Genomic DNA, 16,361 nt, shown 5'->3' with positions numbered 1-16,361 from the left:
TGACCGCGCCGACGGCGACCCGCCCTCAGCTGTTCGTGCTGGCCTGCCCTCCATCAGCCGAGCCACCGTCGGGAGCTCCCTGGGGTGCCTCGCCGTCGGGAGCCTCGCCGTTCGGTGCCCCGCCACCGAAGCCACCGCCGTCACTGCCGGCGGCCGCCTCACCGGCAGTCACGGTGGTCAGCTCGTCGCCGGCCACGACCAGGGTGTACTCCTCGCCGTTCTCGACCGCGGACGACGACAGCACCAGCGACGAGACGTCCTCGGGCACCTGATAGCTGGCGATCTCGGTGCCGTCCTCGTCCACCACGGTCAGCGTCGAGCCGGTCGAGACCGTGTCGAAGGTCGCGACCAGCCAACCCTGCTGGGAGTCCTCCGATGGTGAGACCAGCATCGAGGAAGTGCCGACGGCGACCATGACGCCGCCGTTGACCACCACGCCGCCGTCGGCGTCCAGGGAGCCGTTGCCCGCCTGGGTGGGGCCGTTGACGGTGACCGTCCCGCCGGTCTGGGTCAGCGCACCACCGTTGACGTCGATGCCGTCACCGCCGGCCGTGACCGTCACGTCGCCACCTGAGATGGTGACCGAGGCGGCATCGTCGCCGGACCCGTTGATGCCGTCGTCGGAGGCGGTCAGGTCGACGGTGCCGCCGCTGATCGACACGGCCAGCCCTTCCAGCGCCTCGACGGAGTCGCTCACGGTGAGCCGACCACCGGCGACGGTGAGGGCCGCGTCGGCGTGTGCTCCGTCGTCCCCGGAGGCGACGGAGACCTTGCCGCCGTCGATCGAGACGGTGCCGTCGGAGTGCAGTCCGTCGTCGGCGGCATCGACGCTCACCGTTCCGCCCGAGACCACCACGCTGACATCGCCCTTGAGACCCTTCGCCGAGGCATCGTCCGCCAGGGCTTCGCCGGCTCCACCGCCAGCGGTCACCGACAAGTCCCCGTCGGCCACGATCACGTCGGTGGCCGCAGTCAGCCCGTCATCGCCGGCGGTGATGGTGAGGGTGCCGCCCTCGATGGCGACGTACCCCTCGGTCGCGTCGCTGTCCTGGTCGGACTTCAGCCCGTCTCCTCCGGCCTCCACACTCACCTGGCCACCGGTGACGACGAGGTAGTCCTTGCCGCGGATGCCGTCGTCGGCAGCGGTGACGTTCACCTTGCCGGAGAGGATCACCAGACCGTCCTTGCTGGTTATGCCGTCGGCGTGGCCGGACACGGTGAGCGAGCCGGAGCCGGCGATGGTCAGGTCGGCGGTCGAGAAGAGAGTCGCATTGGGCGCGTCCTCCTCGTCGTCGTCCGCGGTCGACCCGGTCCCGTCGGCGAGCTGGTTGTCCGAGCCCGCCGCCAGGACCACGACCACCTCGTCGGCGTCGCTGACCAGCAGCGGCGAGGAGTCGGCGGAGGTGAGGTCGACCCCGTCCAAGACGATGACCACCTTGCCGTCGCCCGAGCTGTCGACGACGAGTTGGCCGTCGCTCAGCGTGCCGGAGACGACGTAGGTGCCCGCCGCGCTGATAGTGACCACGTCGCCGTCCACACTCGCGCCGTCACCGTCGACCGCAGACGCCCCGTCGGCCAGGGTGATGGTCGTGGCCGAGGCAGCGTCGTAGTCGCCGTCGTCGGCATCCGCGTGGGTGTCAGCGTTGTCGGCGAGGGCGTCGGCGGCACTGATGGCCTTGGTGTCGGCGACGCTCACGACCGATGCGTTCGAGTCGCTACCGGTCGTGCTCTCGGTGGCTTGAGCCCCGCAGGCGGTCAGCACCAAGGCGAGGGCACCGGCGGCGAAGGCGGCAACGGGACGGCGGGGGATTCTCATGAGGCGCTCCTGGGAGTCGATAGGTAGTGCTGGGCAGGGGCCAGCTGGAATGTGGACGGCCGGACGACGGACGACGACGCGCCGGCCGCCTCGACGGAGGTCGCAGTGGCGGCGCCCTCGGCGCGCCGCCGACGGACGTCGAGGTGGTGATCGAGGGTGCGGTGCCACTTGTTGCGCGGCAGGTCGGGCCGGAGTGCGGCCAGGCCGACGGCGTACTTGCTCAGCCGCACCGGTCGATGCCCGCTGCGCCACAGCAGCCGGTCGACCTCCGACGGAGTCGAGCCGGACTTGGTCTCGACGACCACCAGGCCGGGGCGGTCGAGGTCGCCCCCGCCTGCCCGAAGAGCGGTCCAGCCGAGCTCGGTGTCGATGGTGACCCGGGTCTGCTGACCGGGCAACAACAAGGTGCTGCGCCGATAGGCCGTCGCCAGGACCGGCCTCAGATCCTCAGCCGTGACCGCGGAGATGTGCGCCTCGGCCAGACAGCGGTCGACGAACGCCTCGCCGACGTCGCCGAGGGGGGCGAACTCCGCGTCGTGGTGCGCGATGCGCTGCTTGAGAGTCGCCGCACGCGGACCTCTGGTCTTCACCTCCAGCCAGCAGGTGTGGGTGTCGAGGTAGGCCCGACTGCGCACCTTGAACCTGCGCCGCCGGCCCGCCGCGGTCAGGTGGTAGCCGGCCAGCGCGGGGGTGTCGAGGTAGACCGAGCGGTAGCCGAACTCACGCCGACCGTCGATGTCGAGCACGCGGGTGTCGGTCGGCAGCGCTGCCAGCAGGTCGGGCAGCTCGCGGCGCGAGACGGCGTACTTGCGGTCGATCCGATGCAGCAGGGCCGCCTGCTCGACCAGCTCGTCGAGACCGACGCTGGGCAGGCCGTCGACGACCCTGCGGGCGTCTGTCGGGGTCCTCATGCGATGTCCTCGTGGGCGCCGGTGAGGACAGCCACGGGCCGGTCGTCGCGGCGGTAGCGCACGGTCACGTGGGTGGTGTCGTTGACCAAGTCGGTGCGACGAACCCGCACCGACTCCACCCGGGCGCCGAGCAGGCCTTCCACTCGAGCAACCACACCGCGCTCGTCGGTGAACGCCCGGTCCAAGACGAGATCCTGGGAGCGGGTGCCGGCGGCGATCCTCGGGTGATCGCCGATCAGGACACTGGCCACGATGGCGGCCATCAGGCCGAGGTTGAGCCAGCTCGCGGTCAGACCGAGGCCACCGAGCAGGCCCAGCGCCAGCGCCGCGAAGTAGTAGGCCACCTCGTGCTGGGCCAACTCATCCGAGCGCAGCCGGATGATCGACAGCACCCCGAACAGACCCAGCCCCAGTCCGGCGCCGACGGTGCCGGTCGCCAGGGCGGTGGTCACCGCCAGCACCCCGACGTTGACGCCGAGATAGGCGACGATCAGGTCACGGCGGCCATGTCGGGGCAGGAACAGGCCGAACACCAAGACGCTGATGGCGACGAGGTCGGCGGCGACCATGAGGTACGGCGAGAGGGCGGTGAGCGACATCAGAACTCCTGGGATCGGTGGTGAGATCCCAGTCAGTCAGTCCGCGCTCTGCCCACGGTGTGGCCTGTCTGTGAGCCTGCTGTGAGCGCCGGTCTCTACATCAGCCGATAGGTCGCACCGACGACGCCGTAGGTCGTCCGAGCGCGTTGGTCGCGGGTGAGTAGCGCGAAGCCGTGGTGCGCGGCAGTGGCGGCGACCAGTCCGTCGTACACCGCGCCGCCGACGACCCGATGTTGCGCCAACTGCGAGATGAGCCGGGGCCAGCGTGGCGCCGACAGGGTGAGGACGCGCAGCCCGAGACCACCAACCGCGACGCCGGCCACCGCGGCGTCGAGTCGATGCGGCGCAGGCAGTCGGGTCAGCACGGAGTAGCACTCCATCAGGACATGCGCGGGCACGGCCGTCACGTGGGCGGCGATCTCCTCCCGGCAGGCATCGTGGTCGGCATGCCAGGACAGCAGCGCAGGGACGAGGACGCTGGTGTCGCATGCCCACGGAACATCCTCGGCATGGTCACCACCGCGAATGCTCACCTGCGGGTGGCCTCGACCGTCGCCCTGATCTCGTCGTCGCTGAGCGGCGGTAGTGGCTCGGCTGCTCGCAGGCGCGGCAGCGGCTCGCTCAGGTCGGCGTCCACTCGGGCCGGCGCCAGCTCGATCTCGATCCGACCGTCGACGTAGGCGACGTCGACCAGCCGGCCCGCAGTCAACTTCATCTCGTCACGGATCGCCTTGGGCACGACGATCCGACCAGCTCCGTCGATGGTGGTGATCATGGTAGAAAAATACCATCAATGCTGCCAGAGGTCGCCGCCCGATCGACACTTCGGCACAAGGGCGGGCTGTGCTCTACGGTTGTGGAGTGGACGAGCGCAGCGAGAGCGCGGACCAGCCTGACCTGACCTTCGCCGACCTCGGACTCGGGGCGCCGATGCTCAAGGCGCTGCGCGAGGTCGGCTACGAGACCCCCAGCACCATCCAGGCCCAGACCATCCCGCACCTGCTCGCCGGCAGCGACGTGGTGGGGCTGGCGCAGACCGGCACCGGCAAGACGGCCGCCTTCGCGCTGCCGATCCTCGAGCAGCTCGACCTGCACCAGAAGACACCTCAAGCGCTGGTGCTCGCGCCCACCCGCGAGCTCGCTGTCCAGGTCTGCGAGGCGTTCGAGAGGTACGCCGCCCACCTGCGCGGCGTACGCCTGCTGCCCGTCTACGGCGGCCAGGGCTACGGCATCCAACTCTCCGCGCTGCGTCGCGGAGTGCACGTGGTCGTCGGCACGCCCGGTCGGATCATGGACCACCTCGAACGCGGCACCCTCGACCTCTCCGAGCTGCGCTTCTGTGTGCTCGACGAGGCCGACGAGATGCTCAAGATGGGCTTCGCCGACGACGTCGAGACGATCCTGGCCAGCACGCCGGACACCAAGCAGGTGGCGCTCTTCTCCGCCACCATGCCGGCCGCGATCCGCAAGTTGGCCGCGCGCTATCTGCACGATCCGGTCGAGATCACCGTCAAGGGGCGCACGACCACGGCGGCCAACGTCTCTCAGCGCTATCTGATCGTCGCCTATCCGCAGAAGGTCGACGCGCTGACCCGGATCCTCGAGGTCGAGAACTTCGAGGGCATGATCGTCTTCGTCCGCACCAAGAACGAGACCGAGACGCTCGCCGAGAAGTTGCGCGCCCGCGGGTTCGGCGCCGAGGCGATCAACGGTGACATGGCCCAGCAGCAGCGGGAGCGGACGGTCAACCGGCTCCGCTCCGGCAAGCTCGACATCCTGGTCGCCACCGACGTCGCCGCGCGCGGCCTCGACGTCGACCGGATCAGTCACGTCGTCAACTACGACATCCCGACCGACACCGAGTCCTACGTCCACCGGATCGGCCGCACCGGGCGAGCCGGTCGCAGCGGTGCGGCCATCTCCTTCGTCACCCCGCGCGAGCGCTACCTGCTCAAGCACATCGAGAAGGCCACCCGCCAGCCGCTCACCGAGATGTCGATGCCGTCCGTGGACGCCGTCAACACCACCCGACTGGCTCGCTTCGACGACCAGATCACCGCGGCCCTCGGGTCACGCGACGTCGACTTCTTCCGCGACGTGGTCACCCACTACGTCCAGGAGTACGACGTCCCGGAGGTCGACGTGGCCGCGGCCCTGGCCATCGCCATGCAGGGCGACACCCCGCTGCTGCTCGAGCCCGACCCGGAGCCGCGTCCGGCTCGCCGCTCCCCGGCCGGCGGGGAGAGGGGCGGCGGTCGGCGCGACCGATCGGCTGGCGGCCCCTCGGCGACCTACCGCATCGCCGTCGGCCGGCGGCACAAGGTCGAGCCGCGCCAGATCGTCGGCGCACTCGCCAACGAAGGCGGCCTGCGCCGCGAGGACTTCGGCCACATCTCCATCCGGGTCGACCACTCCCTGGTCGAGCTGCCGGCCCGGCTGCCGCAGGAGGTGTGGGACCGGCTGCGGGACACCCGCATCTCGGGCAAGCTCGTCGAGCTGCGACCCGACACCGGCCCGCGCCGCGACGATCGCGGCTCGGACGGCAAGAAGCACGGCAAGGGCACCAGCAAGAGCAAGGGTGACAAGAAGGGCCGCTCCCGCGGGCCCCGAGATCACGGCTGAGCCTCAGCGCGACGGCGGCTTCGCCAGCTGCCAGATGCCCGGCGCGGGCTTGCTCATCAGTCCTTCGTCGATCAGCTCGATCCGGGCCCGGCGGGCGGCGGAGCGCCAGCGGAGCTCACCCTCGGGTGTCATCTCGTGGTCCCCGGGCAGCAGCCGGTCCTCGGTCAGGATCTCCAGCTCCAAGAAGGCTTCCTCGGCCTCCAGCTCCCCCCGGCTTCGGTCAGCACGCTCACGATGAGCGGCTTGAAGACCTCCGGCGGTGTCCAACGACGGGCGACGGATCTGGCCGGAGTCGTGGACCTGACGGCGGTAGTGGGGCGAGCCGAAGTCGACGGACGCCGTCTCGGCTTCGGCTTCTCCGCCTTGGGAGCCTGCTTCGGGGCCGGCGGCAGGCCGTGGACACATTGGGAAAGCGGGAGATCACACAACTCGCAGTAGTCGTCGGTGTCCATCGCGCCCACTCTAGGCGTCGCGGTGGACGAGGCGACCGTCGCGGGTCGCGACGGTGAGCCCGACATCGACGCGGTCGCCGAGACGGAGCGACTCGGCGTCGCGGACCTTGCCCTTGACCGGAAGCAGATAGCCCCCGTCCTTGGGCCACAGCGACGTCTCCCACTCGGTCCCACCGACCTGGACCCGGACCGGGATCATCCCCCAGCCGTAGGTCACTTCGGCGGCCAACTCGGCCACGTCGGCGGCCAGATCTTCGGGGAGGCCCACGAAGTGGTACGGCGCCGGGCCACGCCACTCGACGAGGGGGCCGGCGAACGCGAAGTCCATCCGGTCACGGTAGTACGGTGAGCAGGACACCCAGCCGACACCGAACCGGCCTATCCTCACCACGTGAACTGGGAGCCCTACGCCGCTGTTCTCTTCGACCTCGACGGGGTGGTCACCCCGACAGCCGAGGTGCACATGCGGGCGTGGGCGGTGATGTTCAGCAAGTTCCTGCGAGACTACGACCCCGAGCAGGCGCCGTACACCGAGCGCGACTACTTCGACTACATCGACGGCAAGCCGCGCTACGACGGCGTCGCGTCGTTCCTGGAGTCGCGCGGCATCGACCTGCCGACCGGCGACCCGAGTGACCCGCCGACCGCCCTGACCGTGTGCGGGTTGGGCAACCGGAAGAACGAGGCGTTCAACGAGGTGCTGCGCGACGAGGGCGTGACGGCCTACCCCGGCTCGCTGCGGCTGGTCCGACAGCTGCACGCACAGGGCATGCCGATGGCGATCGTCTCCTCCTCCAAGAACGCGCCCGCCGTGTTGGCGGCCGCAGATCTGGAGCAGTACTTCGCCGAGGTGATGCACGGTGGCGCCGCCGCCGAGCGGGGGCTGGCCGGCAAGCCGGCGCCGGACACCTTCGTGGCCGCCGCCCAGGATCTGGGCGTCGAGCCCGCCCACGCGGTCGTGCTCGAGGATGCTCTCAGCGGGGTCAGCGCCGGGGCCGCGGGAGGCTTCGGACTGGTGATCGGCGTGGACCGGGGCGTCGGTGCGGAGAATCTGGTCGACGCGGGCGCCGACGTCGTCGTTCATGACCTGGAGGAGCTGCTATGACCGCGTTCGCGGCCGTCACCGGCGACCCGATGGATCGCAGCCGTTTCCCGGTCGACGACTGGGCGCTCACCGAGACCCGCTTCGACGCCGAGGACCTCGGCGTCACCGAGTCGCTGTTCGCGGTGGGCAACGGCTACCTCGGGCTGCGCGGCAACTACGAGGAGAGCCGAGACGCTTTCTCCGACGGCACCTTCATCAACGGCTTCCACGAGACGTGGCCGATCCTGCATGCCGAGGAGGCCTACGGTCTGGCGCGGGTGGGCCAGAGCATCGTCAACGTGCCCGACCCGAAGGTGATCCGGCTCTATGTGGACGACGAGCCGTTGGAGCTGTCCAGCGCCGACTTGTTGGAGTACGACCGCACCCTCGACTTCCGCACCGGTGTGCTCACCCGGCAACTGTGCTGGCGCACCCCCAGCGGACGTCGGATCCGCGTGGTCAGCCGCCGGATGGTCTCCTTCACCCAGAAGCACTTGGCGGTGATGACCTTCGAGGTCACCCCCCTCGATGGCCGCGGGCCGGTGCAGATCTCCTCGCAACTGCTCAACAGGCAGGACCGTGAGCTCGAGCACCCTGCCATCGAGACGCCGGGCGGCACCATCGCCGACCCACGCAAGGCGGAGAAGATCGGGCGGCGGGTGCTGATCCCGGCCGTCTCCAGCATCGATGAGGACCATGGCCGGATCAGGCTCGGCTACCGCTGTGCCGAGAGCGGGATGACGCTGGGTGTCGTGGTAGACCACGAGATCAGTGCGCCGGTCGACATTCGCACCCAGGCCCACATCGCCGAGGACGAAGGGAAGATGATCTACCGCCTCCAACTCGAGGCCGGCCAGACCGTCACTCTCGTCAAGACCGCTTCCTTCCACACCGCGCAGCACGTCCCGCCGCGCGAGCTGATCGACCGCTGCGAGCGCACGCTGGATCGGGCCGCCGAGGAGGGGCTGCAGCGGCAGTTCGACGACCAGCGAGCCTGGCTGGACGCCTACTGGCAGCGGTCGGACGTCGAGCTGCCCGATCGGCCGTCGTTGCAGCAGGCGACCCGGTGGAACCTGTTCTCGCTCGCCCAGGCCTCCGCCCGAGCCGAGGCCCAGGGCATCCCCGCCAAGGGAGTGACGGGATCGGGCTATGGCGGCCACTACTTCTGGGACACCGAGGTCTACGTGCTGCCGTTCTTGACCTACACCTCGCCGTACGCCGCCCGCAACGCCCTGCGCTTCCGCTACTCGCTCCTCCCCGCTGCGCGCCGCCGGGCCCGGGAGCTGTGCCAGCGTGGCGCCCTGTTCCCCTGGCGCACGATCAACGGGCACGAAGCGTCGGCCTACTACGCGGCAGGTACCGCGCAATATCACATCGACGCCGACGTGGCCTACGGCCTGAGTCAATACGTCGGCGCGACCGACGACGTCGACTTCCTCTGTCGCGAGGGCATCGACATCCTGGTCGAGACGGCCCGGCTCTGGGCCGACTTGGGCTTCTGGCGCCGGGAGAACGGCGACGCCAGCTTCCACATCCACGGCGTCACCGGGCCGGACGAGTACACCACCGTGGTCAACGACAACATGTACACCAACGTGCTCGCGCGCTTCAATCTGCGCCGAGCCGCCGATGCCGTGGCCGAGGTGCGCGCCGTCGATCCGGACGCCTACGACCAGCTGGTCCGCCGCACCGGACTGCGCGAGGAGGAGATCCTCGAGTGGCGCGAGGCCGCTGCCGAGATGAGCATCCCGTTCGACGCCAAGGTCGGCATCCACCCCCAAGACTCCCGTTTCCTGGACCGCGAGATGTGGGACCTGGAGAACACCCCAGTCGAGGTCCGGCCGCTGCTCCTGCACCACCACCCGTTGGTGATCTACCGCTTCCAGGTGCTCAAGCAGGCCGATGTCGTGCTCGCGCTCTTCTTGCAAGGGGAGGAGTTCAGCTACGACGAGAAGCTCGCCGACTTCTCCTACTACGACCCGATCACGACCGGTGATTCGACGCTGTCAGCGGTGGCGCAGTCGATCATCGCTGCCGAGGTCGGCTACCACGAGCTCGCCTGGAGCTACTTCCTCGAGGCGGCGTACGTCGACCTGGCCAACCGGCACGCCAACACCAGCGACGGCGTCCACGTCGCCTCGATCGGCGGCGTGTGGAGCGCGCTGGCGTTCGGGTTCGGCGGCTTCCGTGACCTCGGTGCCGGCCAGTGGACCTTCGACCCGAGACTGCCCGACGAGCTGGACTCGCTGGTCTACCGGCTCACCCTGCGCGGCACCCGGATGCGGGTCACCGTGCGGCGCACCGAGGTGAGCTTCGAGATCGAGGCGGGCGCCGGGCCGCTCACCTTCTCCGTCCGCGGCGAGCCGGTCGTGCTCACCCCCGACTCGCCCGTCACGGTGCAGCTCGCCGACCAGGGGCCCCGCCTCGAGGGTCGTCCGCCCAACCCCGCCGGCACCGTCCGCGCCGACGGCACCGTCATCTCCGCGACTGTGCCCCGCGGGGACTGAGGCACCGATGCGGATCGCGGTGGCCGGAGGCACCGGCTGGATCAGCAGGCCGGTGGTCGAGGAGGTACGCCGGTCCGGCGACACCGCAGTCGTCCTCAGCCGCGGCACCGGCGTCGACCTGACCACCGGATCCGGCCTCACGACGAGCCGCATTCTCGCCCCCTTCAGACTTCCGCAGAGTTGGAGCTGGAGCTCGGCTCCGTTGCTGTCGCGGTCGTCAAGTCGACCACGGTGATCGTGGAAACCCCCCAAGGAGGAGTCTCATGAGACGCCTATTCAGTGCCGCTGCTGCACTCGCGCTAGCCAGCACCCTGGTGGCCTGCGGATCCGACGACAGCTCGGGAGGTGACGGCGCGACGACGCTCACCGTCTTCGCCGCCGCCTCACTGACCAGCACCTTCACCGAGCTCGGCGAGCAGTTCGAGGCCGACCACGACGGAGTCAAGGTGGTCTTCGACTTCGCCGGCTCCTCCGACCTGGTCGCCCAGATCCAGCAGGGTGCGCCAGCCGACGTCTTCGCCTCCGCCGACACCGCCAACATGGACAAGGCCACTGGTGACGGCCTAGTCGAGGGCGACCCCGTGGACTTCGCGACCAACGTCCTCGAGATCGCGACGCCGCCGGATAACCCGGCCGACGTGACATCCCTCCAGGACCTCGCCAAGCCCGGCGTCAGCGTCGTGGTCTGCGCGCCCGAGGTCCCCTGTGGTGCCGCCACCGTCAAGGTCACCGACCTGGCCGGCGTCAAGCTCGAGCCAGTCAGCGAAGAACAGTCGGTGACCGACGTGCTGGGCAAGGTCACCAGCGGAGATGCGGACGCCGGCCTCGTCTACGTCACCGATGTCACCGCCGCCGGTGACGCGGTGCACGGCGTGGAGTTCCCCGAGTCCGACCAGGTGGTCAACGTCTACCCGATCGCAGCGCTCGCCGACAGCAAGGAGCCCGACCTGGCTGCCGACTTCGTCAAGCTGGTCACCGGCGAGCAGGGTCAGAGCGTCCTCTCCGACGCCGGCTTCGGCGCACCGTAGACCGGCCATGGCCGCCAGCTCAGCGCAGGTCGACCTGCCACGGTGGGCATTCCTGCCTGCCGTGGCAGGCGCCGTGTTCATCATGCTGCCCCTGGTGGCACTGCTGGTCAGGGTCGACTGGTCGAACTTCGTCGGCCTGGTCACCTCCGACTCCGCGCTCGCCGCGCTGTGGCTGAGCCTGAAGACGTCCACGGCCAGCACCGCGTTGTGCCTTGTCTTCGGGGTCCCGATGGCGCTGGTGCTCGCCCGCACCGAGTTCCGAGGCGAGCAGGCACTGCGGTCCCTGATCCTGCTGCCGCTGGTCCTCCCTCCGGTCGTGGGCGGCATCGCGCTCCTCTACACCTTCGGGCGGCGCGGCCTGCTCGGAAGCACCCTGGACGTGCTCGGCATCCAGATCGCCTTCTCGACGACCGCCGTGGTGATGGCGCAGACCTTCGTCGCCCTGCCCTTCTTGGTGTTGAGCCTGGAGGGTGCGATGCGCACGGCGGGTCACCGCTACGAGGTCGTCGCGGCGACCCTCGGCGCCCGTCCCACGACGGTGTTCCGTCGGGTGACCTTGCCGTTGGTCCTTCCCGGCCTGGTGTCCGGTGCGATCTTGTCCTTCGCCCGGTCGCTCGGCGAGTTCGGCGCCACCATCACCTTCGCCGGTAGCCTGCAGGGAGTGACTCGCACCCTGCCGTTGGAGATCTACCTGCAACGAGAGACCGACCCGGACGCGGCGGTCGCACTCTCCCTGCTCCTGGTGCTGGTCGCCGTCCTCGTGATCGGGCTGGCCCGGGGCGGGCGCGGTCTCGGATGACCCGCCCTTCACCACCGCTTGGCACCCTTGGGCGCCGCCGCGTGAGAGTCCGATGAGCCTCGAGTTGTCGGCTCGGGTCACCGAGCGTGAGTTCGACCTCGACCTATCCGTCCCGACCGGACAGGTCGTCGCCCTGATCGGCCCCAACGGAGCCGGGAAGTCCACCGCCCTGTCGGTGATCTCCGGCCTACTCCGGCCCGATCGTGGCCACGCCATCCTCGACGGCCAGGCCCTGTTCGACCTCAGCGGCCCCGGAAGCGAGCGAGCGTGGACGCCGCCGCACGCTCGCAGAGTCGCCCTGCTCGCCCAGGAGCCGCTGCTGTTCCCCCACCTGACCGCACTGGACAACGTCGCCTTCGGTCCCCGCAGCACGGGCCAGTCGAAGCAGGACTCGCGCAACAGCGGGCTGCGCTGGCTGGACGAGGTCGATGCCCGCGAGTTCGCCGACCGCAAACCCGCCCAACTCTCCGGCGGCCAGGCACAGCGGATCGCGGTCGCCCGGGCGCTGGCCGCCGAACCGAGCCTGCTGCTCTTGGACGAGCCGATGGCGGCGCTCGACGTCGCCGTCGCGCCAGCTCTGCGGCAGATGCTCGGCCGCGTACTCGCCGGCCGCACCGCCGTGCTGGTCACCCACGACGTGCTGGACGCACTCCTGCTGGCCGACCGGGTGGTCGTCCTCGACGATGGCCGCGTCACCGAAGACGGGCCGACCGGTCAGGTGCTGTCTCGGCCCAAGAGTGCGTTTGCCGCCCGGATCGCCGGACTGAACATGATCCGCGGCAACCTGGTCGAGGGTGGCCTGCGCACCGACGACGGGGTGCTGGTCAGCGGCCGGGTGGATGCCACCCTCGACCAGACCAGCTCAACGGAGGCGATCGCGGTCTTCCGACCCAGCGCGGTCAGCATCTTCGAGCAGCCCCCGGGGGGCAGCCCGCAGGACGTCTTCGATGTCGTGATCACCGAGTTGGAGCCCCAAGGCGACCGGATTCGCGTGCGCACCGGTCAACTGAACGCCGACGTCACACCGGCCGCGGTCGCCCAGCTCGGCCTGGCCCCCGGGCAACGGGTCAGTTTCGTGGTCAAGGCCAACGAGGTCGACATCTACCCCGTGTAGCCCGGTCACCACTCGGGTCACTCGAGGCCGCGCTTGCGGCCACCCACCCGCCTACCCGCCGCACCTGCCCTTCGTGAGCTGGTCTCGTCGATTGCGTCGAAGCCAGCCGAGCCACCACCATGGAGTCGTGCTGCTCTCCGACGTGTTGCACTGGGCCGACCTCGGCCTCCAGCCAGGGTTCCATATCGGCCCGCTGCTGATCCACTACTACGCCCTGGCCTATGTCCTCGGCGTCCTGATCGGGTTCTGGCACCTGACCAGGATGGTGCGCAGCCCGGGGAGCCCGATGACCGAGGAGCAGGCCGGGGATCTGGTCTTCTGGTGCATCCTCGGCATCATCCTCGGCGGCCGGCTGGGCTACGCGACGTTCTACGAAGCATCACTGTGGACCTCCGTCGATCTGGTGAAGGTCTGGCAGGGCGGGATGAGCTTCCACGGCGGTCTGATCGGTGTGCTGGTCGCGCTCGCGGTCTTCGTCCGACGGCAACGGCTCAGCATGCTGCGGGTGTTGGACTACGTCGCGGTCAACGTCCCGTTCGGGATGATGCTGGGTCGGATCGCAAACTTCATCAACGGGGAGCTGTGGGGGAAGCCCAGCACCGTGCCGTGGGCCATGGTGTTCCCTGGCGCCGGCGATCAGCCGCGGCACCCGAGCCAGCTCTACGAGGCCGCGCTCGAGGGCGCGGCGTTGATCGTCGTGATGCTCCTGTTCTTCTGGCGAACCCAGGCGCGGTGGCGACCGGGCCTGCTCGCCGGCGTCTTCGCGGTCGGCATCGGGGTGGCCAGGTTCATCGTGGAGTTCTTCCGCGAGCCCGATGCTCAGCTGGCGGCGTTCGCCGCGCGGACCGGCCTGCACATGGGGCAGTGGTTGACGCTTCCGCTGATCGCCATCGGCGTCTTCTTGATCGTCCGGGCCCGGCGTCGTCCGGCGCTGCCGCGGGCCGACGGCGACGACGTCGTCGTCGGCGGCGGCAGCAGCAACAACGCTGGCGATGGCGGCGAGCACCGAACCGGGTCCAGGTCGTAGGCGCGCGGAGGGCGGGAGACCTCGACGGCGTCGGTCGCCTCCTCCCGACCGACCGGGCAGCCCGCGCGACACCGCCCTCGGACTGCCCATCACCGAGGATCACCCTGCCAGCCAGCCCCAGACCAGCCAGCCCCAGACCAGCCAGGAGCAACTGTCTGGATCCACGCCTAAGCCGACCGAGGACCGAGCGCGGCGACGACCTGGCGGGCGGCACGGCGACCGGAGAGCAGGGCACCGTGGACGGTGCCGCTGTAGTCGGGCTCGGTCGCCTCACCGGCCAGGAAGACGCGGCCCTCGATCGGCCGCGTCAACGCCACCCGATCGACCCGGGTCGAGCCCACTGCGTTGATGGAGTAGGAGCCGTGGGCGTGCGGATCCAGCGACCACCGGGTGCTGCGGACGGCAACCGGGTCGGGGATGTCGGAGCCGAACATGCGGCGCAGCACTCGCATCGCCTCGGCCCGCACGTCGGCCGGGTCGGCGGCCTCCAACGACCGAGCCCGGTCACCACCGTGGAAGCAGAGCAGCACCGGTGGTCCGGACTTGGCGAGGCTGAACCATTCGGCCCAGGCCCCGTGCCGCGGTCCGAGATACTCCTGCCAGTCGATCCGCACGGGCCAGAACGGCTCGGGGAAGCGTAGGAAGGTCTTGCTCAGCACGCCCATCTCGAGGCGGTCGATCGCCGCCGCGACACGGTGCGGCAGCACTGGCCGGAAGTCGATGCCCTCCGCCTCGAGCACGCCCAGTGGCACGGTGACCACGGCCGCGCGAGCGCGCAGAGTGCCGGCGTTGGTGTGCACGTCCACCCCACCAGGGCGGAGCACGATCCGTCGGACCCGCACGCCGGTGTGCACCGACAGCCGACGAGCCATGAAGTCGGTCACCTGGTCGTAGCCGTCGGGGAGGATCGCGTCCTCCCCCGTCTCGCCGTACTCCAACCCCTGGTCGACGGTCCGCGCCGACAGCTCGTCCGGATCAGCACCCCACTCGGTGGTGTAGTTGGCGTTGAGATAGAACGCCAGGTCCGCCCGCTCGACCTTGCTCAGGTCGAGATCTCTGACCTCGCGGCGGACGGCTTGGGCCAGGCTGACGTCGTGCGGGCCACGGCGTGCGGCACGCTCGGCACGTCTGACCACCGCCGCCCACCGACCCTCCTGCGACCGGGTCAATCCGGCGGCTTCGAGCCGGGCGTCGATGTGCAGCCGCCACGAGGAGTACGACGTCGGCACCAGCCGCGCGTCGGCGCGACGGGCAAGCGGAGTGACCGGGTTACCGGCGGCATAGCCGTGGATCCACGACGCGCCGAGGTCGAGAGTCGTGTCCGGCCACCCACGCCAGGAGTGGATCCGTCCACCGACCCGGTCGCGCACCTCCAGCACCCGCACCCGGTGGCCGGCGCGCTGGATCCCGCGAGCCGCAGCGATGCCGGCCATGCCCGCCCCGATGACGACGACGCCGGACCTGGTCCGACCCGCCAGGTGCGCCGACGGGAGCGCCTCGCTGCCTACAGTCGAGCCTGCCGAGCACCAGGCCGCCCGCCGCGGCGCCGGTGAGGACGGTACGGCGTCCGGCGACCGGTCCGGCCCAGCCCATCGCCTCACTCCATCCCGGTCGGCTGCGCGAGGATCCGGCCGGTGCCGTAGGGCGTGAAGCCGATCCGACGGACGATCGGTCCGGAGGTTCCGACGCTGGCGTGGACCAGCGCCAGGGTGGCGCCGTGCTCGACGGCGACCTCGAGCCGACGCTCGAGGACCAGTCGGTAGGCACCTCGACCACGCGCCTCCGGGAGGGTACAGGCGCTCCACAGTCGAGCCACTCGGTCGACGATCTGACAGCCGCCGGTGGCCAGCGGCGCACCCGCGGCGTCGTAGACCACGACCTGGAAGCCGTCCTGCTCCGCCGCCGGTCGCGCCAGCGCTGCCAGCTTCTGGGCACGGCGCGCGCCGGACGACGGCTCACCACCCCACACGGCCGCCGTGACGTGCTCGGCGTCGTCGAGCGTCGCCTCGTCCTGGACCAGGCGAGCCACCAGACCCTCGGTCGGTCCGTGGTCGGGGATGCCGTCGGTCAGATCCAGCGCGTAGACCTCGGTCTCCACGTCGAGGGTGGCGCCCTGGGCGATCAGGAAGTCGGCGAAGTCCACCGGTCGGGTGGATGGCGAGACCCACCACTGCACCTTCGCGCGGCCACGCTCACGCGCCACCTTGACCACAGCCGCGACGGTCCGCCCCGGGTCGGCGACCACCTGCGGACGCGCGTAGAAGCCCATCAGCGCCCAGGCGGGGTAGTCGATGACGTCGACCCCGTCAACCACGAGCGTCTCGGCTCCGCCCGGCACCCAGCGCCAGGCATCCGACGCGGCCAAGACGGCCTCGCGGGTCCAGGTGGTCATCGCTGGATCA

At 70.2% G+C, this 16,361-nt stretch carries 16 protein-coding genes; 7 read left to right on the top strand and 9 right to left on the bottom strand.

Annotated elements, in window-relative coordinates; all coding sequences use genetic code 11:
* Nucleotides 1-25: 25 nt before the first annotated feature.
* The 5 genes from QM714_RS14040 to QM714_RS14020 all read right to left on the bottom strand — a co-directional run bounded on the left by QM714_RS14040 (nt 26) and on the right by QM714_RS14020 (nt 4,101).
* A complete protein-coding gene (locus QM714_RS14040; RefSeq protein ID WP_415101599.1) occupies nt 26-1,816 on the bottom strand; it encodes a carbohydrate-binding domain-containing protein in 1,791 nt (596 codons plus the stop codon).
* A complete protein-coding gene (locus QM714_RS14035; RefSeq protein WP_415101597.1) occupies nt 1,813-2,727 on the bottom strand; it encodes a polyphosphate polymerase domain-containing protein in 915 nt (304 codons plus the stop codon). The genes QM714_RS14040 and QM714_RS14035 overlap by 4 nt, the downstream gene beginning before the upstream one ends.
* A complete protein-coding gene (locus QM714_RS14030; RefSeq protein ID WP_415101595.1) occupies nt 2,724-3,326 on the bottom strand; it encodes a DUF4956 domain-containing protein in 603 nt (200 codons plus the stop codon). The genes QM714_RS14035 and QM714_RS14030 overlap by 4 nt, the downstream gene beginning before the upstream one ends.
* Nucleotides 3,327-3,421: 95 nt before the next feature.
* Complete coding sequence (locus QM714_RS14025) at nt 3,422-3,859, bottom strand: type II toxin-antitoxin system VapC family toxin (protein WP_415101593.1); 438 nt, start codon at nt 3,857-3,859, stop codon at nt 3,422-3,424.
* Nucleotides 3,856-4,101 (bottom strand): AbrB/MazE/SpoVT family DNA-binding domain-containing protein, encoded by a 246-nt coding sequence (locus QM714_RS14020; protein WP_415101591.1) that lies wholly within the window; start codon nt 4,099-4,101, stop codon nt 3,856-3,858. Before QM714_RS14020 ends, QM714_RS14025 begins: the two co-directional genes overlap by 4 nt.
* 86 nt (nt 4,102-4,187) lie before the next feature.
* Between QM714_RS14020 and QM714_RS14015 the strand changes: the two genes are divergently transcribed.
* Nucleotides 4,188-5,948, top strand: coding sequence for a DEAD/DEAH box helicase (locus QM714_RS14015; RefSeq protein ID WP_415101589.1), 1,761 nt, complete (start codon nt 4,188-4,190; stop codon nt 5,946-5,948).
* A gap of 3 nt (nt 5,949-5,951) precedes the next feature.
* On the opposite strand, the gene QM714_RS14010 is transcribed toward QM714_RS14015, so the two are convergent.
* Both QM714_RS14010 and QM714_RS14005 read right to left on the bottom strand, forming a co-directional pair.
* The gene (locus tag QM714_RS14010; protein ID WP_415101587.1) at nt 5,952-6,353 is read right to left on the bottom strand and encodes a hypothetical protein; all 402 of its coding nucleotides are present in this window, start codon (nt 6,351-6,353) and stop codon (nt 5,952-5,954) included.
* Nucleotides 6,354-6,410: 57 nt separating this feature from the next.
* Nucleotides 6,411-6,728: a DUF1905 domain-containing protein gene (locus QM714_RS14005; protein ID WP_415101586.1), complete on the bottom strand. Its 318-nt coding sequence runs from the start codon at nt 6,726-6,728 to the stop codon at nt 6,411-6,413.
* A gap of 63 nt (nt 6,729-6,791) precedes the next feature.
* Here QM714_RS14005 and QM714_RS14000 point away from each other — a divergent pair, with 63 nt between their 5' ends.
* The 6 genes from QM714_RS14000 (at nt 6,792) to lgt (ending at nt 13,959) form a co-directional block, all read left to right on the top strand.
* Nucleotides 6,792-7,505 (top strand): HAD family hydrolase, encoded by a 714-nt coding sequence (locus tag QM714_RS14000; protein ID WP_415101584.1) that lies wholly within the window; start codon nt 6,792-6,794, stop codon nt 7,503-7,505.
* On the top strand, nt 7,502-9,991 hold the full coding sequence (locus tag QM714_RS13995) for a glycoside hydrolase family 65 protein (protein WP_415101582.1): 2,490 nt from the start codon (nt 7,502-7,504) through the stop codon (nt 9,989-9,991). Before QM714_RS14000 ends, QM714_RS13995 begins: the two co-directional genes overlap by 4 nt.
* Before the next feature lie 263 nt (nt 9,992-10,254).
* The gene (modA, locus tag QM714_RS13990) at nt 10,255-11,019 is read left to right on the top strand and encodes a molybdate ABC transporter substrate-binding protein (RefSeq protein ID WP_415101580.1); all 765 of its coding nucleotides are present in this window, start codon (nt 10,255-10,257) and stop codon (nt 11,017-11,019) included.
* A 7-nt stretch (nt 11,020-11,026) separates the two neighbouring features.
* Nucleotides 11,027-11,818: an ABC transporter permease gene (locus QM714_RS13985; RefSeq protein ID WP_415101578.1), complete on the top strand. Its 792-nt coding sequence runs from the start codon at nt 11,027-11,029 to the stop codon at nt 11,816-11,818.
* 52 nt (nt 11,819-11,870) lie between these two features.
* A complete protein-coding gene (locus tag QM714_RS13980) occupies nt 11,871-12,932 on the top strand; it encodes a sulfate/molybdate ABC transporter ATP-binding protein (protein ID WP_415101576.1) in 1,062 nt (353 codons plus the stop codon).
* 127 nt (nt 12,933-13,059) lie between these two features.
* Nucleotides 13,060-13,959, top strand: coding sequence for a prolipoprotein diacylglyceryl transferase (gene lgt, locus QM714_RS13975; protein WP_415101574.1), 900 nt, complete (start codon nt 13,060-13,062; stop codon nt 13,957-13,959).
* A 167-nt stretch (nt 13,960-14,126) separates the two neighbouring features.
* On the opposite strand, the gene QM714_RS13970 is transcribed toward lgt, so the two are convergent.
* The gene (locus QM714_RS13970) at nt 14,127-15,560 is read right to left on the bottom strand and encodes a flavin monoamine oxidase family protein (protein WP_415101572.1); all 1,434 of its coding nucleotides are present in this window, start codon (nt 15,558-15,560) and stop codon (nt 14,127-14,129) included.
* Entirely contained in the window at nt 15,557-16,351 is a 795-nt protein-coding gene (locus tag QM714_RS13965; protein ID WP_415101570.1) for a hypothetical protein, read from the bottom strand. Before QM714_RS13965 ends, QM714_RS13970 begins: the two co-directional genes overlap by 4 nt.
* Nucleotides 16,352-16,361 lie beyond the last annotated feature (10 nt).

The organism is Nocardioides sp. (assembly GCF_047602075.1).
Taxonomy (GTDB): Bacteria; Actinomycetota; Actinomycetes; order Propionibacteriales; family Nocardioidaceae; genus Nocardioides.
The sequence above is the reverse complement of the archived record's forward strand: the minus strand, read 5'-3'. Positions and strand labels throughout refer to the sequence as shown.